Below are 23,136 nucleotides of genomic sequence, written 5' to 3'. Positions count from 1 at the left end.
CATTCTGTTTGGGGTTCACTCATTTGCCGCAGGCAAGTGGGTGAACACCAGAATCGCATGCACGTGCAGAAGGCACTSATGGAGTACCTGCTGCTGGGTCGTATCGGCTGACCCTCAAGCTGAAATGAAATAGCCGGCTTCGCAGCCGGCTTTCTTTCGTCTGAAGCGCGATCAGCCGCGGCGGCGACGGGCCAGCAGCAGGGCCGCACCGCCCAGCATCAACGCGACGCTGCTGGGCTCGGGCACGGCGGAAATGTTGTCCAGGGCAGCAACGCCGTTCGCACTGCTAAGGTCAAAGGACTGGGCAACGCCGCCGAACGTGAAGACCTTCTGGCTCCAGACCGAGTAGTCGGTCGTGTTGGCAGCCACCGTGAACGTGCCCAGCAGCGTGCCACTGCCGTTCAGGCCGGAGTAGGCCTTGACCTCGAAGTCAGCCGTCGTCGAGGCAAAGAAGCTCAGGCCACCCGAGACGCCGCCGGCCACGTTCATATAGGCCGTCGTGTTCTGGACGCCGTCGAGCTGCACGAAGGCCACGCCCAGCGGCGAAGGAGCGCCCGCGTAATAGGTGAAGACGTTGTCATTGGACAGGCCCAGCACATTCGTGAAGGTCACGCCGCTGGCGGCGTAGCTGCCGTCCACCAGGTCGCCGTAGTTCCAGTTCTTTTCAAAGTCCACGGACAGCGGGGCTGCAGCGAAGGCCGGCGAGGCCAGGCCCAGGGCCATTGCGAGGGTGGCGAGCTTCATCGAAAAACTCCAGAGAAGGGGTTGAGGCGGCATTGCCGCTGCGTTTGAGTCGGGGTGCAGTGTGGTGACCCAAGAAGACAGCCGCATGACGTCGATGCGTCACCGCTGAACGGCAAGGGCACGTCACCGGCTTGTCACAGGCGGCTGCGATGGTCGCGGCCCATGTCTGCCCGCCTCCTGCACCGCCGCCATCTGCTGCTCGCTGCCAGCAGCGCCTACCTGGGCCTCGCCCGCCCGGCGCAGGCCTGCGAGTTCTTCAGCAGCCATCTGCGCATCTGGCACCCATGGACGCGCGCCACCCGCGTCGATGCCGACACGGCGCGCCTGTGCATGCGCTTCGACGAGGTGCAGCGAAGCGACCGATTGATCGGCGTCGAGACCCCCGTGGCTGGGGGGGTGCGGTTGGCCGGCGCCGGCGCGCAAGACCTGCCCCTGGCCATCCGCCAAGGCCAGACGCTGGAGCTGACCGAGGACGGCCTGCACCTCGAGCTGCTCGACCTGCAGCAGCCGCTGCAGATCGGCCGCAGCTACCCGCTGCGCCTGCTCTTCGAATTCGCCGAACCGGTCAACGCGACCGTCAACGTCGACTACGCCGGCCTGCGCTGAGCGGCCTGCACGGCGCCTTCAAGCCGTCACGCCCAGGTCATGACCGCTTCCTAGCATCCGCCCCGTTTCAGCCCTCCCCCATTCCTCCTGGAGCCGCTTCCATGTCCCACTTCTTCACCAAGAGCCAGATCGCCCTGGCCGCCCTCGCGGCGATCGGCAGCACCGTGGTCATCGCGCCGAGCATCGCCACGGCAGCCGGCAAGACCGCCGGCAAATACGTGTCCGGCGACTTCCACAACCACACCACCTGCTCGGACGGCTCGATTTCCATGCAGAAGCTGGTGAAGAAGGTCACCGACAAGGTCGAGACGCCCTGGGGCCTGGACTGGTTCGTGCAGGCCGGCCACGGCGGCAACGGCAACCGCAATTGCACGCTGGTCGAAGACGCCACGCTGTCCACGCCCGCCTACCCCTATGTCGCCGGCCAGGGCCCGACGACGACCTGGACCAACAGCATCGGCGCGGCCAACCTCAAGGGCAACGGCGGTGGCGTGGGCGGCAACGGCAATATGTGGCGCTGGCAGTCCATCCAGGAGTACCAGTACCCGGTGCTGGAGTACCTGTCGGTGCAGAAGAACCTGCCGCTGTTCATCGGCATGGAATCTGTCGTCGCCGGCCATGAGCATTCGTCCATGTCCGTCATCACCGGCCAGATGCCCGCGGCCATCGACACCATCACGCTGCCGAACGCGCCGGGCTACACCGCCACCGGCAACGCCGACGCGCTGGCCAAGTGGTCCTACTGCTTCGACCGCGGCGACACCGACACCAGCCGCGGCAATGTGACCGGCTCCAGCGTCGGCAACAACTGGAACTGCAGCAACCCCGACAGCGCCGACTCCACGTCCGCCACGCTGGGCTGGAGCGCCACCGGCCAGAAGCTGGTGCAACCCGGCGGCGCCGGCACCGGCAGCAAGGGCCACCTGAAGACCGTCGAAGCGCTGAAGTGGATGGCCAAGTTCCACGGCCAGGGCAGCTACTACGTGCCCGCCCACCTGGAGCGTGCCGGCCCCTTCAACGCCGACGGCAACAACGGCTTCAACATCGAGCATCTGCGCAACTTCAACAACGCCGCCCCGGCCGTCGCCTTCGGCTTCGAATCCCAGCCCGGTCACGGCGCCTCCAGCAACCGCGGTGAATACCAGGTCAAGCGCAACAACTTCGGCGGCGCAGCCGGTCTGGTCGACTCCGTCGGCGGCACCACCTACGGCGGCACCGGCGTCTACGCGGCCCAGGTCGGCGGCGTCTGGGACGCCCTGCTCGGCGAAGGTCGCGGCTTCTGGTTCTTCGCCAGCTCCGACTGGCACAACCGCGGCAGCTTCGGCCCGGATGACCGCCGCTCCAGCCAGGACTTCTACCCCGGCGAATACCAGCGCACCCACGTCATGGCTCGCAACGGCAGCGACAAGCTGCGCCCGCAGGTCATCGTCGACGGCCTGCGCACCGGCAACGCCTGGTCGTCCACCGGCCAGCTGATCGATCGCCTGGCCTTCGTCGCCTGCGCCTCCTATGCCGGCCCGGCCGCCCGCTCCAACGCTGCCGTCGAGGCGCTGGCCGTGGCTGCCGCCACCCAGGCCACCGACATCAGCGCCAGCGGCTGCGCCACCATGGGCGAGAAGCTCGTCGTCCGCCCGGGCGCCGAGATCGTCGTCGCCGTCGTGCTGCGCGACCCGGACGGCGTGAACTTCTCGCCCTACAGCTTCCCCAACCCGTCCCTGGCCCAGGTCGGCATCAACCAGCCGATCAACAAGCCGGTGCTGGACCACGTCGACGTGATCCGCGGCCTCGTCACCGGCTACAAGACGCCGGGCGCCGCCGACTACGCGGGCGAATGGCCGCGCAACACCGCCTGGCTGAAGGCCGACGGCAGCACCACCGGCCTGGCCGCCGTGCCCGCCGCCGCCAAGAACACCTCGGCCGGCATCCTGAAGACCTTCAGCGGCAACGGCGGCACGCCGTGGACGACGGTGCAGTCGGGCGTCGACAACACGAGCTTCCTGAAGATGAGCTTGCGCATCCCGGCGGTGCAGGCCTCGCAGTACGTGCGCCTGCGCGGCAGCAACCTGCCGGCCTCGGTGCCTTACGAGACCGACGCCAGCGGCAACCCGCTGGCCGACGTCTACACCAACGCCAACGACACGACGATGCTGCGCATCCTCTGCACGGTGGTGGGCAGCAATGTGCCGGCCAACGGCGCCAACTGGACGCAGGCCAGTGGCACCATCAACGGCTGCCCGGCCCACCTGGCCACGGCCACCGGTGCCAGCCCGATCGCCGGCCAGAAGGCGGTGTCCTATGACGTGGCGGCCTGGTCCGACCTCTGGTTCTACAGCAACCCGATCTACGTCGAAGTGACCAACTCGGTGGCCGTGGCCGGGGTGAAGTGAGCCGGCGACAGCGGCGCGCCCAGCCGCGCCGCTGTCGTCATCCTGTCTTGTTCGCTGCCTAGCATGGCGGGCTATGTCCAGCGTCCTGCCGCCCATCGCCCTGCCCACCTCAACCCGCCGCGCACTGCCGGCCTGGACCCGTGAGCCGCTGCTGCACTTCCTGCTGCTCGGCGCCCTGCTGTTCGGCGTCGACCACCTGCTCAACCGCCGCGCTGGCGACGCCAACGAGATCGTCGTCGGCGCCGAGGTCGATGAGGAGGCCCGCCAGCTCTTCAAGGCCACGCGCAACCGCGACCCCAACGTCGAGGAGATGGCGGCGCTGCGCAAGGTCTGGCTGGACAACGAGGTGCTCTACCGCGAGGGCCTGGCCCTGCAGCTCGACAAGGGCGACACTGCCATCCGCGAGCGCGTCATCTTCAAGGCGCTGAGCGTCGTCGACAGCGGCACCAGGCTGCCGCCGGCCGACGACAAGCTGCTGCGCGACTGGTTCGACAAGCACCGCGCGAAGTACGACGAGCCGGCCCGCTTCGACTTCCAGGAAGCCATGCTGCCCGGCGAGGCCGGTGAGGCCGCCGTGCGCGGTTTCGTCGACGCGCTGAACAACGGCACGCCCGGCGACGCCAAGGCCGGCCTGCGCGTCTTCAAGGGCCGGCCGCACGGCAATCTGCTGCAGAGTTATGGCGAGGGCTTCGCCAGGGCGCTGGAAGCGGCGCCGCCCGGCCAGTGGCTGGCCCTGCAAAGCCGCGAGGGCTGGCGCGCCGTGCGCCTGGACGCTGCCAGCGGTGCCAGGCCGGCCAGCTTCGAGGCCCTGCGCAATGTCGTGCAGCAGGACTGGACCGATGCCACGCTGTCCGAACAGCGCAGCGCCGCCGTCGCCGCCCTGGCCAGGAAGTACGTCATCAAGGTTGAGGCCACGGCGAAATGAAGTCGTTCGTGACGTGGCTGCGCGCGGCCCTGCTGATCGCGCTCGCCGTTGCCGCCCTGCCTTCACGCGCTCACGAGATGAGCATGGCCGAGATGCAGCTGCGCGAGACCCAGCGCGGCGAATTCCTGTGGCAGTGGATGGCCGGCGAGAAACGCCCCATCGCGCAGGACCTGACGCCCGTCTGGCCCGAGGGCTGCGTCGCCGACGCCACCGTGCTGCGCTGTGGCGAGCACGGCCTGTCGGGCAGCCTGTCGGTCCAGGGTGTCGGCCAGCGCTACTCGGCCGCCGTCGTCAAGGTCTTCTGGCTGGACGGCGAAACCCGCGTCTACACGCTGACCAAGGCCCAGCCCACGGTGCAGCTCTACGGTGCCGCCAACGACCCGCGCGGCATGGGCGAGATCGCCAGCGCCTACACGCTGCTCGGCGTCGAGCACATCCTCGGCGGCGTCGACCACCTGCTCTTCGTCATCGGCCTGCTCTTCCTCGTCGGCTTCCAGCGCCGGCTGGTCTGGACCATCACCGCCTTCACCGCCGCCCACAGCCTGACGCTGGCCAGCAGCGCGCTGGGTTGGCTGACGCTGCGCTCGGCGCCCGTCGAGGCCAGCATCGCGCTGTCCATCGTGCTGGTGGCCGGCGAGGCCCTGCACCGACGCGACACGCTGGCGCGCCGCTGGCCAGCCGTCGTCGCCTTCCTGTTCGGCCTCGTGCACGGCCTGGGCTTTGCCGGCGCGCTGAAGGAGATCGGCCTGCCCGAGAACCACCTGCCCGTCGCGCTGCTGACCTTCAATGTCGGCGTCGAGATCGGCCAGCTGATGACGGTGGGCGCGTGCTGGTGCCTGTGGCGCCTCACCAGCCGCTGGCCTGCCACGCAGCGGGCGCGCACGGTGCTGCTCTACATGATCGGCGCCATCGCGGCCTATTGGTCCTGGCTGCGCGTGGCGGCGGTGATCGCATGACCGATGAGGTGATCGGCCTCTTCCCGGTGCCGCTGCAGCGCTCGGTCGGCGTGCTGCCGCCGCCGCTCGTCAACGCGCTGGTCGACCACTTCAGCACCCAGGCCCTGCAAACCAACAACAGCTCCGACGCGCTGTCCCACACCCGCATGCTGCAGCCCTCGGACAGCCCGCTGCTGGTGCAGGCTGCGGCGCTGATCACGCCCAGGATCGCCGAGTTCGGCCGCCACCTCTTCGGCGAGCACCTGGGCTGGGCCATCAAGGAGATGTGGGTCAATGTGCTGGACACCGGTGGGCGGCAAGCCATGCACAACCACGCCAACAGCTTTGCCTCGGGCGTCGTCTACCTGACCGAGACCCATGACTCGGCCCGCACCGTCTTCATGAAGTCGCCCGGCGGCCACGACTTCACGCTGAAGAACGACCATGCCGGCGTCGTGACCGGCCCCTACAACGCCGAGAAGTGGGTCAGCCCCACGCCCTCCCCCGGCGACATGGTCCTGTTCCCCAGCTACTTGATGCACGCCGTGCCGCCCAACGCCGGCGGGCGGCGCATCAGCCTGGCTTTCAATGCCATCCCCACTCGCCTGGAAAGCTGGGGCTATACGCTGAGCTTCAACTCTTGAAGCACCTCGCCCTGCTGCTGATGGCCGCGTCCGGCTTTGCCGGCCTGGGCTATCAGATCATCTGGACCCAGCAGTTCGGCCTCGTGCTCGGACATGAATCGGCCGCCGTGCTGGCCGTCATCGCGGCCTTCTTCGGCGGGCTGTCATGGGGTGCGCTGATGCTCGGGCGACGCATCGAGGCGAGCCCTCAGCCGCTGCGCTGGTATGCCGGCTGTGAGGCGCTGATCGGGGTCTGGGGCGCGGTGTTGATGGCCGCCATGCCCGTGGCCAGCAATGCGGCGCTTGCGCTGATCGGGCCGGACGCGACGCCGCTGTGGCACTGGAGCGTGGCCTTTGGCGCAAGCTTCGTCCTGCTGCTGCCCGCCACCGCCGCAATGGGCGCGACGCTGCCGGCCATGGCGCGCATCGGCACGGCAGGCCTCGCGCCGCTGTATGCGGCGAACACGCTGGGCGCCGTCGCCGGCGTGCTGGCCACGGCCTTCTGGCTGATCCCGGATTGGGGCCTGACGCGCAGCGCCGGCCTGTGCGTGGCGCTCAACCTGGGATGCGCCGTGCTGGCCGGTGCCGCTCTGCAAGCCCGCCCGGCGCGGCCCTTGGCCACACGAACGACGCATAGACCTTTGGTGATGCTCGCGTTGACCGGCCTGCTCGGCATCGCCTACGAAGTGCTGGCTGTGCGCGTGCTCAGCCAGGTTGCCGAGGACACCGTCTACACCTTCGCCCTGCTGCTGGCCGTCTACCTCGCCGGCAGCGCCCTGGGTGCCGCTGCCCATGCGCGCTGGCCCGGGCTGCGCCGCACGCCACGCCTGCTGCAGGCCCTGGCCTCGAGCATCCTGCTCGGCATGGCCGCGCTGTGGGGCGCCGAGGCGATCAAGGCCGCCCTGCAGCCCGAGACGCTGGCCGCTGCCCTGGCGACCGAGGCCCTGCTCGCCGTCACAGTCTTCGCGCTGCCGACGCTGCTGATGGGCGCCCTCTTCTGCCAGCTCAGCGCCGATGCGGCCGCGGCCGGCATCCCCTTCAGCCGGGCACTGGGCGTCAACACGCTGGGCGCGACGCTGGCCGCACCGCTGTTCGGCGTGCTCATCGTGCCGGTCCTCGGCCCCAAGCTCGCCCTGCTGCTCGTGGCGACCGCTTATCTGCTGCTTCTGCCGGCCTGGCGCAGCCCCGCCTGGTGGCTGCCTGCCGGCGCGACGGCCGCCCTGGCCCTGTTCGCGCCGCCGCTGGCCTTCATCACCCTGCCCGAAGGCGGCCGCCTGCTGAGCTATCGCGACGGCAGCCTGGCCGCCGTCAGCGTCGTCGAGGACGCGGCCGGCGTCGCGCGGCTGCACATCAACAACCGCCAGCAGGAAGGCAGCAGCGCCACCGTCCTCGTCGACGGCCGCCAGGCGCTGTTGCCACTGCTGCTGCACCCGGCGCCAGAGCGCGTCCTCTTCCTCGGCGTCGGCTCCGGCGTCACCTCGGGTGTCGCGGCCCGGCTGCCGGGCGTGCAGGTGGATGCCGTCGAACTGCTGCCCGAGGTCATCGCGGCCTCGGCGCTGTTCCGCCAGACTCTCGGCGAGGGGCCATCACCGCGCCTGCTTGCCGCCGACGCGCGCCGCTATGTGCGCACGGCCACGCAGCGCTACGACGTCATCGTCTCCGACAACTTCCACCCGGCCCGCAGCGGCTCGGGCGCCCTCTACACGGTCGAGCATTTCCGCACCGTGCGCGAGCGGCTCACGTCGCAGGGCCTGTTCTGCCAGTGGCTGCCGCTGCACCAGCTCGACATCGACACGCTGCGCAGCATCACGGCCGCCTTCCTGCAGGCCTTCCCGGACGGCGCCGCTCTGCTCGCCAGCAACAGCCTGGACACACCCACCGTGGGCCTCGTCGGCCGCGCCGGCGCCACGCGCTTCGCCGCCCGGCCCATGCCCGAGCTGGCTGGGCATTTCGGCCTCGGCGACGGCTTCAGCGTGCTCGGCAGCTTCATCGCCGACCCGGCCGCCTTGAAGCGCTTTGCCGCCGACGCGCCGCCGAACACCGACGACCGCCCCTGGGTGGCCTACCGCGCACCCCGCATCACCTACGCACCCGACTCCGCGCCGCGCGACCGCCTGCTGGCCCTGCTCGGCCAGCTGGATGTCGACGCCGCCGCCCTGCTCGCCACGCCCGACGCCCCGCTGGCCACGCGCTTGACCGCCTATGCCCGGGCGCGCCGCAGCTATCTGGACCTGGGCCGCCAGACAGTGCCCAGCGCCGATCCCGCCGTCATGCTGGCTCGGGTGGGACCCCAGTTGCTGGCCGTGCTGCGCCAGAGCCCCGACTTCCAGCCCGCCGCAGAACCGCTGCGCCGGTTGGCGCAAGCCCTGGCCCCGCGTGACCCCGCGGCGGCCCGGCAACTGAGGGACGCCCTGGCGCGCATCCGACCCGATCTGGCGAGCCTCTGAGAAGGTGTGAAGGCATCCGGCGCGGCCGAGCGGGCCGCTGCGGAGGCGCCAATCAAGGCGCAAAGCGCAGCCGTAGCGGAGCCTACGGGGAGCATTTGCAACGCCGAGTGGCGGCGTCGCGGCGGTACGAGCGGCTGTGCTGGGTGCGTTCGCACCTTCTTCTTGTTGGGCCGGTGTCAGTGCTTCGTGAGAAGCTGCGCCCCATGCGTTGGGCTTTCATCACAGACATTCATGCCAACCGGCAGGCCTTCGAGGCCGTGCTGGCCGACGCCCGAGCCCAGGGCGCCACGCGCTATGCGCTGCTGGGCGATTTCGTCGGCTACGGCGCCGACCCGGCCTGGGTGCTCGATCAAGTCATGGCGATGGTGGCCGATGGCGCCATTGCCGTGCAGGGCAACCATGACGAGGCGGTCGCCCATGGCAGCAACCCCGGCATGCACCCCGACGCCCGCGCCGTCATCGACTGGACGCGGGCCCAGCTGAATGAAGACCAGCTGCGCTTCCTGAGCCGGCTGCCGCTGCAGGCCCATGGCGAGCCCGGGCATTGCCTGTTCGTGCACGCCAATGCCTTCGATCCCAACGGCTGGGAGTATGTGCAGGGCCGCGCCGAGGCGGTGAAGAGCCTGCACGCCAGCACGGCACGCATCCAGGTCTGCGGCCATATGCACGAGCCCATGCTCTTCCATCTCTCGGGCACCGGCAAGGCGGGCGACTTCCGGCCCGTGGCCGGCGTGCCGATGCCGCTGCCGGCCCACCGGCAGTGGCTGGCCATCCCCGGCTCCTGCGGCCAGCCGCGTGACGGCAACCCGGCCACCTGCTATGCGCTGCTGGACCCGGCCAAGTCCGACCTGGACGACGCCCGCATCACCTTCCAGCGCATCGCCTATGACGTCGATGCCGCCGTCGCGGCGCTGCGCGCGACCGAGCTGCCGCCGATGATTGCCGAACGCCTGGCGAAGCGCCTCACGCGCGGCGAGTGATGAGCACGACGGCCCCCGCTTCACCCGCTCCGCCCGCGCCGCTCGAAGCCGGCCAGGTGCTGGATGGCTTCAGGCTCGAAGCGCGGCTGCACCAGGGCGGCATGGCCAATCTGTGGCGGGTCAGCCGCGTTGACGGCAATGAGGACGGCAGCGACGACGGCGTCGAACTGTTGATGAAGGTGCCCCGCATCAAGGGCGGCGAGGACCCGGCCACCATCGTCGGCTTCGAAGTCGAACAGATGCTGATGCCGCAACTGAGCGGCCCCCATGTGCCACGCTTCGTCGCCCGCGGCGACTGGACGCGCCAGGCCTTCATCGTCATGGAGCGCATCCCCGGTGACACGCTGCGGCCGCTGCTCGACGACGCGCCGCTGCCGCCCGAACAGGTGGCCGACATCGGCGCCCGCGTCGCCACGGCCCTGGCCGCGCTGCATCGCCAATACGTCGTTCATCTCGACATCAAGCCCAGCAACATCATGTTCCGGCCCGACGGCACGGCCGTGCTGGTCGACTTCGGCCTGAGCCGCCACGAGCAGCTGCCCGACCTGCTCGAAGAGGAATTCACGCTGCCCATGGGCACGGGCCCCTATATGAGCCCGGAGCAGGTGCAGTTCGTGCGCAATGACCCGCGCAGCGACCTGTTTGCGCTGGGCGTCATGCTCTATCACCTGGCCACCGGCGAGCGGCCCTTCGGCCAGCCGAACTCGGTGCGCGGCCTGCGCCGCCGCCTCTTCGTCGAGCCGGTGCCACCGCGCGCCATCCGGCCCGAGCTGCCGCCCTGGTTGCAGGAGATCATCCTGCATTGCCTGGAGGTCAAGGCCGAGCGGCGCTACCAGAGCGCGGCCCAGCTCGCGCTCGACCTGCGCGAGCCCGCCGGCGTGGCGCTGACGGCGCGAGCCGAGAAGCTGCGGGTGAGCGGCGCCATGATGCGGCTCAAGCGCTGGTTCTTTGCGTTGGGTGCCGAGCCCGCGCCCGCGGCACCGGCCGGCCAGCAACTCGCACGCAGCCCCATCGTCATGGCGGCGGTGGATGTCGACAACGCGACGCCCGAACTGCTGGCCCAGCTCTGCGAGACGGTACGCCGCATCGTGCAGACCGAGGCCGGTGCGCGCCTGGCCTGCGTGAGCGTCATGCGGGTGAACCGCATCGGCATCGACGAGCTGACCGACCAGCATGGCCAGAGCGTGCACGTGAAGCAGCTCATCGCGCTCAAGCACTGGGCGCGGCCCATCAGCAAGGCGCTCAGCCTGGAGGACGGGCGGCTGACCTTCCATGTGCTGGAGGCACCCGACGCCGCTGGCGCCATCATCGACTTTGCCCACCGCAACGGCGTGGACCATATCGTCATGGGCGCACGCGGTGCGTCGGCCTTGCGGCGCTATCTGGGCAGCGTGTCGGGCCAGGTCGTGGCCGAGTCGGACTGCACGGTCACGGTCGTGCGTGAACCTGCTGGGGGTTCTTGAGGAAGAAGCCTCCAGTTGACCTCAACGAGCGCTTGAACTCAATGACTTCCGAGGTCATCGACGCGCCACCATGACGCCGCCAGACTCCTTCTTGCCAACACACCAAGGAGTAATTGAGATGCCTGCCTTCGATGTCCTGCCCCTCGCCGTCGCGCTGCTGATCGGCATTCCCGCCTTCGGTTCCTGCCTGGGCATCGGCCTGGCCAGCATGAAGCTGCTGGAAGGCATGGCCCGCCAGCCCGAACTGGCGCCCGAGCTTCAGACCAAGTTCTTCCTGGCCGTGGGCGTGACCGATGGCGCCTTCATCATCGCGACGGGCATCGGCCTGTGGTTCGCCACGGCCAACCCCTTCGCTCACTAACCACCAAAGTAAGGATCGCCCGCGGGCCGCTTCTTGCGCGCCGGGGCGATCTGCGTGGTGATGGTCACCGCGCCGCCGTTCGCGGCGACTTTCACGTCGGTCGGTACGCCGTCGACAAGCTGGTCAGGATGCCAGATGCGCACCCGGGCCGGCCCCTCGGGCACGCCCTGCAGCACCACCTTGCCGTCCTCGCCGCCCAGCTTGGCCCAGGGCGTGTCGGCCACGTAGATGTGGCCGCGCATGGAGCCATGGATATGGCAGCCCAGCAGATAGGCGCCGGGCTGGTTCAGCACCTTGGCGTCGCCGGATGGCGGCTTGTTGCCCACACGGCCGGCGAGGCGGAACTGGGTGTTCTGGCCCGGGTCGACATAGACGCCGCCGGCGCCCATCAGGCCGAGGATGACGTGATGGTCCCAGGTGTCGAGGTTGCTGAAGCTGACCTTGGCGCCAAGGCCGACGACGGTGACCGTCGGCACGAAGCGCAGCTTCTCCTGCGTCACGCTGGCCTCCATGACCATCGCGGGCCGCGCGCCCTGTACGGCGCTGTCGACCAGCACGACGGCGTCGGCCAGGGGTTTGCCGTTGCGGTCCAGCACGGTGACGGTCAGGTCAGCGGCTTGTGTCGCTGCAGCCGCGAGCAGCAGGAGGGTGCCAAGAAGTGCGCGCATGGTGGGCAGAGATGAGCTGGGATCGATCCAGTGTCTCACCGCTGCCTACACTGGCTGGATGAGTGACAACCCCTGTTTGAGCTGCGGCGCCTGCTGCGCGAGCTTTCGGGTCGATTTCGACCGCAGCGAGCTGGAGAGCGAGGGCGGCCGCGTGCCCGACGGGCTGGCCGTTGAACTGACGGGCCGCCTCGTGCGCATGCGCGGCACCGACCACGCCCAGCCGCGCTGCGCGGCGCTCAGCGGCAAGGTGGGCGTGAAGGCCAGCTGCGGCATCCACGAGTGGCGACCCTCGCCCTGCCGCGAGTTCGGCGAACGTGCGCCCATGGGCATTGGTGACGATGCCTGCGCCCGAGCCCGAGCGCGCCACGGGCTCCCGCCGATCTAGCCCTTGACTAGGAGCCGGCGCCGTTGCGCATCAGCGGCGTGCGCTGGCGCTGCTGCTCACGCATCTCGTTCAACCAGGCCAGCTTGGCGCCATACATCTCACGGTCCTTGACGGTGGCGCTGTTCTCCAGTGCCTTGGCGATCTCGCCGCGTGCACCGGACACATCGCCCATGCCGTAGTTGGCCAGGCCCAGCCAGAAATGGAATTCGGGCACATAGGCCGCGCGCGCCAGCTCCTTGCGGAAGAACTGCCGGGCGGTCGCGTACTCGCCGACGCGCATCGCCGCCAGGCCTTCGTCGAAGAACTTGTAGGGCGGCACCGGCTGGATCTGGGCGAGCTGGTTGGAATAGACCAGGGCCTCCTCGCGGCGACCGGTGTCGCTGAGCACCAGGATGAGGTTGGACATGGCCTGGGTGTTGAGCGGCTCGCGGTCCAGCACCAGGCGCAGCGTCGCCTCGGCGCGGTCCATCAGGCCCTTGCGGCGGTAGAGCACGGCCAGCGTGTTGTAGGCCGACAGCCAGCGCGAGTCGGTCCGGATGGCCTCGCGCGCCCACCAATAGGCATCGTCGATCTGTCCCACCGTCAGGGCCTCGGCGGCGCGGTTGTTCAGGAACATCGCCAGGATGGTGGACTCGTCGACGACGCGGCCACGATGGCCACGCACCTGGTCGGGCGGCAGGAAGTCGATGGTCAGCAGTTCGGGGTCGCCGAACACGGAACGGCCGGTCGTCGCCAATGGCCTGGCCAGGCTGATGTTGACGTGGCCGGCGACAAAGAAGATGCCGTTGGAGCGGGTCCAGCTCTCTTCCAGGAAGACGCTGTTGAAGCGCACCGGCATGTTCAGGTGACGGGCGAAGGCCGCCGTCATCAGCACCAGCGACATGCAGTTGCCGCGCCGGGCTTCGAAGGCCTCGGCGGCCGTGCGGGTGACCTCGGCGTCGTAGTCCAGCTGCAACCGGCCCTTGGTGTAGAGGGCGTCGATGAGACCGTCGCGCATGCCCTTGTTGCGGATCTCGCTGGCCATCTCGGTCTCGGCGAAGCGCTTCATTGCCGGGCTCAGCGCCAGGGCCTCCTGCACATCGATGCGCACGCTGGCCGGCTTGAAGGCCGAGTCGACGAAGACATCGGCGCTCGGCGGCGGCTTGGTCTCGACGGCACAGCCGCTCAGCGCGGCCAGGGTCGCCACCACGGTCAGCGCGGTGCACAGGGTACGGATCTTGTTCATGGCAGTTCTCCTGCTCTGGGGCTGCAGTCTCCTGCATCAAGCTTAGTCCGGCGCCGCCCGACTGTCGTGAGTCATCCTCACGATTTCCAACACCGTCACATCTTGCGTAAGCTCCCTGAATTTTCGGCACCCGATATAGAAATAAAACTACAACGCAGTCAAAATCATTTCCTACGTTCCCAGATAAATCGCCATTCGCCTAAGGGCAGTTCGTGAATTTCTCCTCGGGATTTCACCAGCTTCCTTGTGTAGTTTTACTTCAATAGCATCCGCGCCATTCAAAGGAGTGCACGGACATGAAGGCATGGACAGCTTGGGGGCGGCAGGTACGCCAGGCGATTGCGGGGGTGGCCATCGGTGCCATGGCGCTGCTGGGCGGATGTGGCGGCGGCAGTGCCGCGTCGCCGGACGCCATGAGCAGCGTCAGCAGCGCAGCGGCCGCGGACGACGGCGTTGAACTGCTGGCCGGGGTGCCAGCCGCGCAACAAGTGCTTCGCGCCAAGATCGCCGCAGTGGCCACGCCCGGCGCGCCGGCCACCTCGCTGCGGGTCCACTATCGTCGCGCCGACGGCAACCATGCAGGCTGGCAGATCCACACCTGGAATGCCGCCCAGAGCCCGAACTGGAACGGCGGCTGGAACGCCGCCGGCAGCGACGACTTCGGCGTCTGGTACGACGTGCCGCTGGCCGCGGGCAGCGGCAGCGTCGGCTTCCTGCTCCACAACGGCGACAACAAGGACAACGGCGGCGCCGACCAGAGCTATGTGCTGCAGGCGGGCGCCAACGAGATCTGGCGCCTGCAGGGCGATAGCACCAGCTATGCCAGCAACCCGCTGCTGCTGCCGGTGCCCGACATCAAGACGCTGCGCGTGCACTACAAGCGCTTCGACAGCGGCTACGCCAACTGGGGCCTGCACCTGTGGAATGGCAGCGGCCTGAACGCCCCGGCCCTGCCCGCGGGCGTCAACATCGAGAACTGGGGCCAGCCCGTGCCGCTGAGCAACATGCCCGGCTACGCGCTGGGCGACGGCGAAGTGGTGTTCGACATCCCCGTGCTGAACCCGCAAGGCGACGTGAACCGCAAGAGCCTGGAATTCATCATCCACGGCATGCCGCCCAACGAGAACGACAAGGACGGCCGCAACGACAACATCCATGTCGAGTACGCCGCGCTGAGCATCCAGAACCAGGTCGGCCAGATCTGGCTGGTGGAACGTGACGCGACCGTCTACACCGCGCCGCCGGACCTGCGCCAAGCCTCCAGCACCGACGCCCGCGCCGTGTGGCTGAACAAGAGCCTCGTGAAGTGGCCGCGCCTGGCGACCTCCAGCCCAGTGCGCCTCTACTACTCGGCCACGGGCCAGATCAGCGTGAGCCTCGAAGCCCCCGTCCAGGGCGCCGACGGCTACATCACCCTCGATGCCTTCAACGGCAATGTGCCGGCCGCCGATGCGCTGCGCTTCAAGTACGTGGCCAGCGGCACCGTCTTCAACGTTCGCGCTGCCGACATCGCCCGCCTGCCCGCCCTGCACCAGCAGCAGCTCGTCCTCGTGCAGGAAGACGCCAACGGCAAGGTTCAGAACGCCACCACCGCCCAGATCGCCGGTGCACTGGACGACCTCTACGCCGCCGCCAACAACGTGCCCGACCTGGGCGCTGTCGCCAGCAACGGCAACACCAGCTTCAAGCTCTGGGCACCCACCGCGCAGAACGTGTCCCTGGTGCTGACGACGTCCCTGGGCAACTCGGGCCTGACCCGCACGACGACCGAGCCCATGGCGCGCGACGCCGCCACCGGCGTCTGGAGCCTCAGCAAGCAAGGCCATCTGCAGGGCGCCACCTACCGCTACCAGGTGCAGGTCTTCGTCAAGGGCACCGGTCTGGTGAAGAACCTCGTCACCGACCCCTACTCCCTCGGCCTGACGCTGGGCAGCCAGCAGAGCGTCGTCATGGACCTGCAGGCCCAGGCCACCAAGCCCAACGGCTGGGACCAGAGCGCACCGCCCACCACCGTGGCCGCGCCGTCGGACCTGAGCATCTACGAGCTGCACGTTCGCGACTTCTCGATCAACGATGCCACCGTGCCCGCCGCCAGGCGCGGCAAATACCTGGCCTTCGCGGAAAGCCAGTCCAACGGCATGAAGCACCTGGCCGGGTTGGCCGCCGCCGGCCTGACCGACGTGCACCTGCTGCCCGTCTTCGACCTCGCCAGCGTCAACGAGAAGAGCTGCGTGACGCCAAATATCGGTGCAGCGAGTGGCGCACCCGACAGCGAATCGCAGCAAGCCGCGGTGGCCGCCACGGCCGGCACCGACTGCTTCAACTGGGGCTATGACCCCTACCACTTCACGACGCCCGAGGGCAGCTACTCCAGCAACGCCAACGACCCGCTGACGCGCGTCGTCGAGTTCCGCCGTATGGTGCAGGCCCTCAACGCCGCCGGCCTGCGCGTGGGCATGGACGTTGTGTACAACCACACCACCTCGTCCGGCCAGAACGCCAGCTCGGTGCTCGACAAGGTCGTGCCCAACTACTACTTCCGCTACAACGCCACCGGCGGCATCGAGCGCTCGACCTGCTGCGAGAACACCGCGGCCGAGAACCTGATGATGGCCAAGCTGATGATCGATTCGGCCATTACCTGGACGCGCGACTACCGCATCAGCTCGCTGCGCTTCGACATCATGGGCCACCACCCGCGCTCGGTCATCGAGGCGCTGAAGGCGCGCGTCAAGGTCGCCACCGGCCGCGAGGTGCAGATCGTCGGCGAGGGCTGGAACTTCGGTGAAGTGGCCAACGGCGCGCGCTTCGTGCAGGCCGAGATGCTGTCGCTGAACGGTTCCGGCATCGGCAGCTTCAACCCGCTGATCCGCGACGCGGTGCGCGGTGGCGGCTGCTGCGACAGCGGCAACGCGCTGGTCAGCGAGCAGGGCTACGTCAACGGCTACTTCTACGACTCCAACGCCAGTGCTTCGGGCCAGAACCGCGGCACGCTGATGTGGCAGGCCGACCGCCTGAAGGCGTCGCTGGCCGGCTCCATCCGCAGCTTCCAGATGCAGACGAGCTGGGACGCCAACCTGCGCCTGGACCAGATCGACGTCGGCGGCATCCCGGCCGGCTGGGTGCTGGAACCCGGCGAAGTCGTCAACTACGTGGAGAACCACGACAACCTGACCCTGTTCGACAACAACGCCTTCCGCCTGCCCACCGGCACCAGCAAGGAGGACCGTGCACGCGTGCAGATCCTGGCCAGCGCCATCAATGCCTTCAGCCAGGGCGTGGCCTATTTCCACGCCGGCGTGGACACGCTGCGCAGCAAGAGCCTGGACCGCAACAGCTATGACAGCGGCGACTGGTTCAACCGCCTGGACTGGAGCTATGCCGACAACAACTTCGGCGTCGGCCTGCCGCCCTCGCGCGACAACGGCGACAACTGGAACCTCGCCCGCCCGCTGCTGACCAACCCGCTGATCAAGCCCCATGCCAACGACATCGCCTGGACACGCGACGCCTTCCGCGACCTGCTGCGCATCCGCAAGAGCAGTACGCTGCTGCGCCTGCGCACGGCCGACGACATCAAGTCGCGCCTGAGCTTCCTGAACACCGGCTCCAACCAGGAAGCCACCGTGCTGGTCGGCCGGCTCAATGGTGTGGGTTACCCCGGCGCCAACTTCGATGAACTCGTCTACCTCATCAACGTCGACAAGACCGCCAAGCAGCTGACCCTGCCCACGCTGGCCGGCCACGCACTGGAACTGCATCCCGTGCACACCGCCGCGACCGCCGCCGACTGGCGCGCCAAGCAGGCCAGCTTCGACGGCGCGACCGGCAGCTTCAATGTGCCGGCCCGCACCGCCGTCGTCTTCGTCGTCCGCTCCGCCGCCGCTGCCCAATGAAAGCCACCACCATGAAGATGAACAACCAGTTCCACCACCTGGCCGCCGCGGCCACCCTCGCGGTCGCGGGTCTTTTCGCCGGCGGGGCCGCCCAGGCTGCGGCCGTCGCCGTCGACGTCAGCGGCGCGCAGAGCATCAACCTGCAGGGTGAGGCGGGCAATGTCGTCTGGCTCATCGACGTAGGCGCCAATGCCTTGCTCACTTCGCTCGATTGGGCCCTGGAACTGAACGCCTTCTCCCCCAGCATGCTGGCCGAGATGCAGGTCAGCTTCGGCGACTCGAGCGGCCTGAATCTGCTCACCTTCACGCCGGGCGGCGCGGACTTTTCCAGCGGCGCCGGCAGCTACAGCGGCTCGCTGGACTTGTCGGCCTATGGCATGAGCGTGGGCGCCGACGGCCTGCTGCGGCTGGAGTTCAGCGAGGGCTTCAAGGACTTTGGCACCGGCGTGGCCGAAGGGCAGTGGATCGGCGGGAATCTGACGTTTGGGGTCAGCGTGGGGGCGGTCCCGGAGCCGGCCAGCGTCACGCTGGTGCTGCTGGGCCTGGGCCTTGCGAACGTGCGGCGTATTCGTCGCAACTGACTGCCGAGCGGCACAAAAGCAAAGGGCTTGGCGTTTGCCAAGGCCCTTTTTCGCTCAACGTGCAAGCTCAGCGGGCGGCGGAGCCGTCCGCTGCAGCAAACGGTTGAATCGCTTGCACATAGACCAACGCTCCATCGCGATACACCTTCGCCTCGTGATACGGGAAAACATGATGGCCGCAATGCTCCGTAAAAACAGCGATTGCGCGCTTGGTCTCGCTGGCGATGTGAAAAGCCCATTCGAACTGCACGACAGAGCCGTCCGTCAACTCGATTCGCAGTTGACCGCCCGGAAAGTCGAACCAAGGTCGAGCTTGTTGCAGCACATCGTCCACGGACCGTCCGAAGTGCGCCGCGAGATCAGTCGCCCAGTCGGTTTCGATGAGTCGAGCTAAGGACGGAACTGGGTACATGCAGTTAACGTGGAAGGTGAGCGGCGCCACGCAGTGGCGTCCGTTCTAGTGACAGGTTCTCTGGAGCTTCTGCGGGGCACTTTCTGACGGGGTTTAGCGCACCACTCTGTGCGCAAAACAGCCTACGCAAGGCTGATAAGTTCACGCTGCGTTGCTGGCTCGTCCGCACCAAGCCCGCTTGGGCGTGCGCGCCTGCTACGCAGCGCAAGCTAGCAGTTTTTCGATGCTGTATAAACATACAGTCGCCGATTTATCCTGTTAGGTTTTCTGCAGCAGAAGATCAAGGGAACGTGTTCTGTGGAGACAGCCATCGCCTCCTAGGCAAGGAAGCTGCGCCCTAGCTCGGCGCCGACTGGCGAACTCAAGCGATTGATTCATCATCAACTTTTTTTCATTGACTGTATAAACGTACAGCATTAAATTTCCACCAAAAGCGGCGCGCCGTTACAAGTTCTCTCGAACAGAGGTGGTGCCGCTGGAAGGCTCATGATGCCAGTCCATTTGCTGAACCTGCCACCTCGGGGAAACCTGCGGCCCCGGCCGTCGACGACGGAGTTGCCGCCCCTGCGGTCCGTCCGCGTGCTCGATCAGTTGCGCGAGCGCTGCCGGCTCCTGCACTACAGCCTGCGTACCGAAGAGGTCTATGCGTACTGGGTGAAGGCCTTCATCCGTTTTCATGGGTTACGGCATCCGTCGGAGATGGGTGGCCCCGAAGTGGAGGCCTTCCTGATGCACCTTGCGAATGACCGCGCGGTGGCCCCGTCAACGCACAGCCAGGCCCTGTCGGCCCTTCTGTTCTTCTATACCAAGGTGCTCGCGCATGACTTGCCGTGGCTCAAGGAGATCGGGCATCCCCGCCGGCATCGGCGGCTGCCGGTGGTGCTGAGCGTCGACGAGATGGCCAGGGTGCTCCGAGGCATGAGTGGCGAGCATCTGTTGCTGGCGCAATTGCTGTATGGCACAGGCCTGCGGATCGCCGAGGCGCTGCAATTGCGAGTCAAGGACGTCGACGTCGGTCAGTGCGCGCTGATCGTGCGCGAGGGCAAGGGCGCCAAGGACCGCGTCGTGATGCTGCCTCAGTCGCTGACGTCCGCCTTGCGCGCCCAGATTGCACAGGCTCGGCTGACGTGGGCGGGTGATGTCGAGGCCGGCATGGCGGGCGTGGAGATGCCGCATGCCTTGGACCGCAAATACCCACGCATGGGTTCGAGCTGGCCGTGGTTCTGGCTGTTCCCGCAAGGCCATCACTCAACCGACCCGCACAGCGGCGTGGTGCGCCGCCACCACCTTTACGACCAGACTTTTCAGCGCGCATTCAAGCGCGCCGTTGAGGCCGCGAGCATCGACAAGCCTGCAACGCCGCACACGCTGCGGCATTGCTTCGCTACTCACCTTCTGCAAGCCGGTAGCGATATCCGCACCGTCCAAGAACTACTCGGTCATTCCGATGTAGCCACCACGATGATCTACACCCACGTACTCAAGCTGGGCGGAGGCGCAGTACGCAGCCCGCTGGATGCCTTGCCAGCGGCCGCTTCGTAGATTGGCTGGGTCCGGTCCAAGCGCCCAGCCTTGCTCAATCCAGCACGAACACCACCGCGCTTCGCGCCGGTACCTGGAACACCCCCGCGACTGCCTTGGCCTCACGCGCCACGCGCTGGTCCGCCGCCTTCGCGCCACGCTGCACCGGATGCAACTTCCATGCAGCACCAGCCTCTTCAGTCAGCTTCAGCGTCTGCGCCGTCGGCGCCACATTGATCAGCGTCATCACCGCCTTGAAGCGAGCTCCTGCCAAGCCACGGCCGTCGATGCGCGTCGCGACCAGCACCGGGTTCTGCCCCGCACCGCTGCCCGGGAAGCTGACGCGCTTGCTGATCTCCGCCGCACTCGGCAGCCGCAGCAACGTCGTGCTGGCGCGGATCTTCAGCAGATCGCGGAAGACGTCGCGCGCCCAGGCAATCTCGGCCGGACCCGGCGCAATGGATGCATCCGCCAGCCGCTCCCGCGCCAGCTCCCAATCGCGGCCATCCTTGCCAAAGTTGTCCTGCTTCGGCGGCAGGCCGGTGCCGAAGTGGTTGCTTTGATAACTCCAGTCCAGCCGGTTGAACCAGTCGCCGCTGTCATAGCTGTTGCGGTCCATGCTCTTGCTGCGCAGGATGTCCTGGCCGGCATGGAAATAAGCGATGCCCTGGCTGAAGGCGACGACGGCCGCGCCCAGCATCTGCACGCGGGCGCGGTCCTCGCGCGAGGTGTCGCGCGGCAGCTTCAGCGCGTTGATGTCGAACAGCGTCTGGTTGTCGTGGTTCTCCACGTAGTTGACGACCTCGCTGGGCTCGCTGACGAAGCCAGCCGGCTGGTCGCCATAGGGCATGGCATCCAGGCGCTTCTTCTCGCCGCGCCAGGTCGTCAGCTCATAGCCGCGCAGTGAGCCGGCCAGGCCGACGCGGATCATGTCGGCGGCGGTCAGCAGTTCCTCGGGTTTGGCATTCCCCAGCGCATTGGGCGCATAGACCTGGCCATTGAGCCAACCCTGGCGGCGCACGCTGTCGTCACCGCCCTCACCCGCACCGCCACCGCGCGCCGCGTCGCGGCCACGGTCGCTGAAGGAGCCGATGCCGCTGCCGTTCAGGCTCAGCTGCGAGGCCTGCACGAAGCGCGCGCCGTTGCCCACTTCGCCGAAGTTCCAGCCCTCGCCCAGCAGTTGCACGGGCCGGCCGGCTTCGGCGTTGACGCGCTTCTGCAGCCTCTCCATCGCCTCGCGCGGCTGGTGGCCCATCAGGTCGAAGCGCATCGAGTCGATCTTGTATTCACGCACCCACAGCGCCGCCGAGTCGATCATCAGCTTGGCCATCATGCGGTGCTCGGTGGCCGTGTTGTCGCAGCAGGTCGAGCGCTCGATCTCGCCCTTGGCGTTGAGGCGGTGGTAATAGCCCGGCACCAGGCGGTCCAGCACGGACTTCTGCGCCTGGCCGGCGGCCGACATGTGGTTGTAGACCATGTCCATGCCGACGCGCAGCCCGGCCTGGTGCAGGGCCATCACCATCGCGCGGAACTCGATCACCCGCAGCAGCGGATCGGTCGCGTAGCTGCCTTCCGGCACGTTGAAATGCCAGGGGTCATAGCCCCAGTTGAAGCAGTCGTCGGCCGCCTCGGCCATGACGGCGGCCTGCTGCGCCTCGGCATCGGCCGGCGCCGCCGGCACCGTCGGCGTCTTGCAGCCACGCTCGGGCACGCTGGCGAGATCAAAGACGGGCAGCAGGTGCACGTCGGTCAGGCCGGCCTTGGAAAGCGCCTGGAGGTGCTTCATGCCGAGGGACGCGCCCTCGGTGAAGGCCAGGTATTTGCCGCGCCAGGCGGGCCGCACGGAGGCATCGCTGACGGAGAAGTCGCGCACATGCAGCTCGTAGATCACCTGGTCGGTGGCTGCCTTCACGCGCGTCGGGCGCGGCGAGGCGTCCCAGCCGCGCGGCTTCAAAGCGGGTGACGCGAGATCGGCCACGACGCTGAGCCGCGAGTCGGCCGTCAGCGCAACGGAATAGGGATCGGTGACGAGGTTGCGCACCCGGCCATGGGTGGGCGTGACGACGTCGACGAGGTAGCGATAGGCCTGGCCGCTCAGGTTGCCCGGCAGTTCCGCACGCCACGCGCCGGTCGCGGCATCGAAGCGCATCGCATCGACGGCGACGGCGGGTGATTCGGGGCCGGCGTGGCGGCACAGCAGTACGCGTTGTGCCGTGGGGGCCCAGACGGCAAAGCGCGTCTGCGCCTTGGCGGGATGGGCGCCGAAGTCGGTCACCCCTTCGGCCGCGGCGTAGAGGTCGTCGAGCGCGCCCGCGATCTGGACGCCTGTCGACGCGATGGCGCGGCCGTCGGCGGCCGCGTGCACCAGCTGCAGCGGGTCACGCAGCAGCGCCGCGGTGTCCGTGCCGGCAGCCAGCGCGAAGCGCGGCCCGTCGCCGATGAAGCGGAAACGGATCGGCAATGCGGTCGTGCTCGGCAGCAGTTCAAGCGTTTTGCCCGGCCCGTTTGACCTGGCCCGATGCAACCGCACACGCTCGCCGGCCTGCAACTTCAAGCCCGGCCATTGCAGCGTGCGCGCATCCAGCCAATAGGCCTCGGCCGCCACTTTGGCGGCGGGCGCCGGGACCGGCACCTCGGCATTGCAATCGTCCAGATCGGCCGCCCGCGCAGCGGTGGTGATCAGCGCCAGGCTCAACAACGTCGGCAGCATGAAGCGAGAGGGCACGAAGGTCTCCTTGTTATTTTTGAATAGTAGCAAAACTACATTCATCGAAACACCTATGGCGCATCACCCTGGAGCATCGGTATGCTCGCCGGCGCCTTGATGAGTAGTTTGATTACATGAATCGCTTCCCAGACAAGTTTTCGACCGCCGCGGCCCTGCTCGCTGCAGCAGCCCTGACGGCCTGCGGCGGGGGCGGCGGATCGAGCGCCCCAGCGCCCGCCCCTGCTCCAGCGCCCGCACCGGCGCCCGCTC

The 23,136-nt window shown here is 68.1% G+C and carries 18 protein-coding genes; 13 read left to right on the top strand and 5 right to left on the bottom strand.

Annotated elements, in window-relative coordinates; all coding sequences use genetic code 11:
• Positions 1–171: 171 nt before the first annotated feature.
• The gene (locus AC1DW3_RS28575) at positions 172–744 is read right to left on the bottom strand and encodes a PEP-CTERM sorting domain-containing protein (protein ID WP_477937288.1); all 573 of its coding nucleotides are present in this window, start codon (positions 742–744) and stop codon (positions 172–174) included.
• A 162-nt stretch (positions 745–906) separates the two neighbouring features.
• Here AC1DW3_RS28575 and AC1DW3_RS28570 point away from each other — a divergent pair, with 162 nt between their 5' ends.
• From AC1DW3_RS28570 to atpE, 9 genes are all read left to right on the top strand, one after another.
• On the top strand, positions 907–1,350 hold the full coding sequence (locus tag AC1DW3_RS28570) for a copper chaperone PCu(A)C (protein WP_477937286.1): 444 nt from the start codon (positions 907–909) through the stop codon (positions 1,348–1,350).
• Between the two features lie 101 nt (positions 1,351–1,451).
• Positions 1,452–3,737: a hypothetical protein gene (locus AC1DW3_RS28565; protein WP_477937308.1), complete on the top strand. Its 2,286-nt coding sequence runs from the start codon at positions 1,452–1,454 to the stop codon at positions 3,735–3,737.
• A gap of 73 nt (positions 3,738–3,810) precedes the next feature.
• Positions 3,811–4,662: a peptidyl-prolyl cis-trans isomerase gene (locus AC1DW3_RS28560; RefSeq protein ID WP_477937284.1), complete on the top strand. Its 852-nt coding sequence runs from the start codon at positions 3,811–3,813 to the stop codon at positions 4,660–4,662.
• Complete coding sequence (locus AC1DW3_RS28555) at positions 4,659–5,618, top strand: HupE/UreJ family protein (RefSeq protein WP_477937282.1); 960 nt, start codon at positions 4,659–4,661, stop codon at positions 5,616–5,618. Before AC1DW3_RS28560 ends, AC1DW3_RS28555 begins: the two co-directional genes overlap by 4 nt.
• Entirely contained in the window at positions 5,615–6,241 is a 627-nt protein-coding gene (locus tag AC1DW3_RS28550; RefSeq protein ID WP_477937280.1) for a putative 2OG-Fe(II) oxygenase, read from the top strand. The genes AC1DW3_RS28555 and AC1DW3_RS28550 overlap by 4 nt, the downstream gene beginning before the upstream one ends.
• Positions 6,238–8,667 (top strand): spermine/spermidine synthase domain-containing protein, encoded by a 2,430-nt coding sequence (locus tag AC1DW3_RS28545; RefSeq protein ID WP_477937279.1) that lies wholly within the window; start codon positions 6,238–6,240, stop codon positions 8,665–8,667. The genes AC1DW3_RS28550 and AC1DW3_RS28545 overlap by 4 nt, the downstream gene beginning before the upstream one ends.
• 203 nt (positions 8,668–8,870) lie before the next feature.
• Positions 8,871–9,647: a metallophosphoesterase family protein gene (locus AC1DW3_RS28540; RefSeq protein WP_477937277.1), complete on the top strand. Its 777-nt coding sequence runs from the start codon at positions 8,871–8,873 to the stop codon at positions 9,645–9,647.
• Entirely contained in the window at positions 9,647–11,110 is a 1,464-nt protein-coding gene (locus tag AC1DW3_RS28535) for a protein kinase domain-containing protein (RefSeq protein ID WP_477937275.1), read from the top strand. The genes AC1DW3_RS28540 and AC1DW3_RS28535 overlap by 1 nt, the downstream gene beginning before the upstream one ends.
• 118 nt (positions 11,111–11,228) lie before the next feature.
• Complete coding sequence (gene atpE / locus AC1DW3_RS28530; RefSeq protein ID WP_477937273.1) at positions 11,229–11,471, top strand: F0F1 ATP synthase subunit C; 243 nt, start codon at positions 11,229–11,231, stop codon at positions 11,469–11,471.
• Here atpE and AC1DW3_RS28525 read toward each other — a convergent pair.
• Positions 11,468–12,139: a cupredoxin domain-containing protein gene (locus AC1DW3_RS28525; protein WP_477937271.1), complete on the bottom strand. Its 672-nt coding sequence runs from the start codon at positions 12,137–12,139 to the stop codon at positions 11,468–11,470. The two genes, atpE and AC1DW3_RS28525, sit on opposite strands and share 4 nt — an antisense overlap.
• Before the next feature lie 58 nt (positions 12,140–12,197).
• On the opposite strand from AC1DW3_RS28525, the gene AC1DW3_RS28520 reads away from it, so the two are divergent.
• Entirely contained in the window at positions 12,198–12,524 is a 327-nt protein-coding gene (locus AC1DW3_RS28520) for a YkgJ family cysteine cluster protein (RefSeq protein ID WP_477937269.1), read from the top strand.
• Positions 12,525–12,531: 7 nt separating this feature from the next.
• On the opposite strand, the gene AC1DW3_RS28515 is transcribed toward AC1DW3_RS28520, so the two are convergent.
• Positions 12,532–13,749, bottom strand: a complete 1,218-nt coding sequence (locus AC1DW3_RS28515) for a tetratricopeptide repeat protein (RefSeq protein WP_477937267.1) — start codon at positions 13,747–13,749, stop codon at positions 12,532–12,534.
• 296 nt (positions 13,750–14,045) lie between these two features.
• Between AC1DW3_RS28515 and pulA (AC1DW3_RS28510) the strand changes: the two genes are divergently transcribed.
• Together pulA (AC1DW3_RS28510) and AC1DW3_RS28505 are read left to right on the top strand one after the other, a co-directional pair.
• The gene (gene pulA, locus AC1DW3_RS28510) at positions 14,046–17,645 is read left to right on the top strand and encodes a pullulanase-type alpha-1,6-glucosidase (RefSeq protein WP_477937265.1); all 3,600 of its coding nucleotides are present in this window, start codon (positions 14,046–14,048) and stop codon (positions 17,643–17,645) included.
• The gene (locus AC1DW3_RS28505) at positions 17,642–18,226 is read left to right on the top strand and encodes a PEP-CTERM sorting domain-containing protein (protein WP_477937264.1); all 585 of its coding nucleotides are present in this window, start codon (positions 17,642–17,644) and stop codon (positions 18,224–18,226) included. Before pulA (AC1DW3_RS28510) ends, AC1DW3_RS28505 begins: the two co-directional genes overlap by 4 nt.
• Positions 18,227–18,293: 67 nt before the next feature.
• Here AC1DW3_RS28505 and AC1DW3_RS28500 read toward each other — a convergent pair whose 3' ends face one another.
• Positions 18,294–18,560: a hypothetical protein gene (locus AC1DW3_RS28500; protein ID WP_477937263.1), complete on the bottom strand. Its 267-nt coding sequence runs from the start codon at positions 18,558–18,560 to the stop codon at positions 18,294–18,296.
• A 564-nt stretch (positions 18,561–19,124) separates the two neighbouring features.
• Here AC1DW3_RS28500 and AC1DW3_RS28495 point away from each other — a divergent pair.
• Positions 19,125–20,180 carry an integron integrase gene (locus AC1DW3_RS28495; protein WP_477937261.1) on the top strand — a complete coding sequence of 352 codons (1,056 nt, stop codon included), beginning with the start codon at positions 19,125–19,127 and terminating at the stop codon, positions 20,178–20,180.
• A 34-nt stretch (positions 20,181–20,214) separates the two neighbouring features.
• On the opposite strand, the gene pulA (AC1DW3_RS28490) is transcribed toward AC1DW3_RS28495, so the two are convergent.
• The gene (gene pulA, locus AC1DW3_RS28490; protein WP_477937259.1) at positions 20,215–22,884 is read right to left on the bottom strand and encodes a pullulanase-type alpha-1,6-glucosidase; all 2,670 of its coding nucleotides are present in this window, start codon (positions 22,882–22,884) and stop codon (positions 20,215–20,217) included.
• Positions 22,885–23,136: the final 252 nt, after the last annotated feature.

It is taken from the genome of Roseateles sp. P2_H4, from assembly GCF_056403315.1.
The sequence above is the reverse complement of the archived record's forward strand: the minus strand, read 5'-3'. Positions and strand labels throughout refer to the sequence as shown.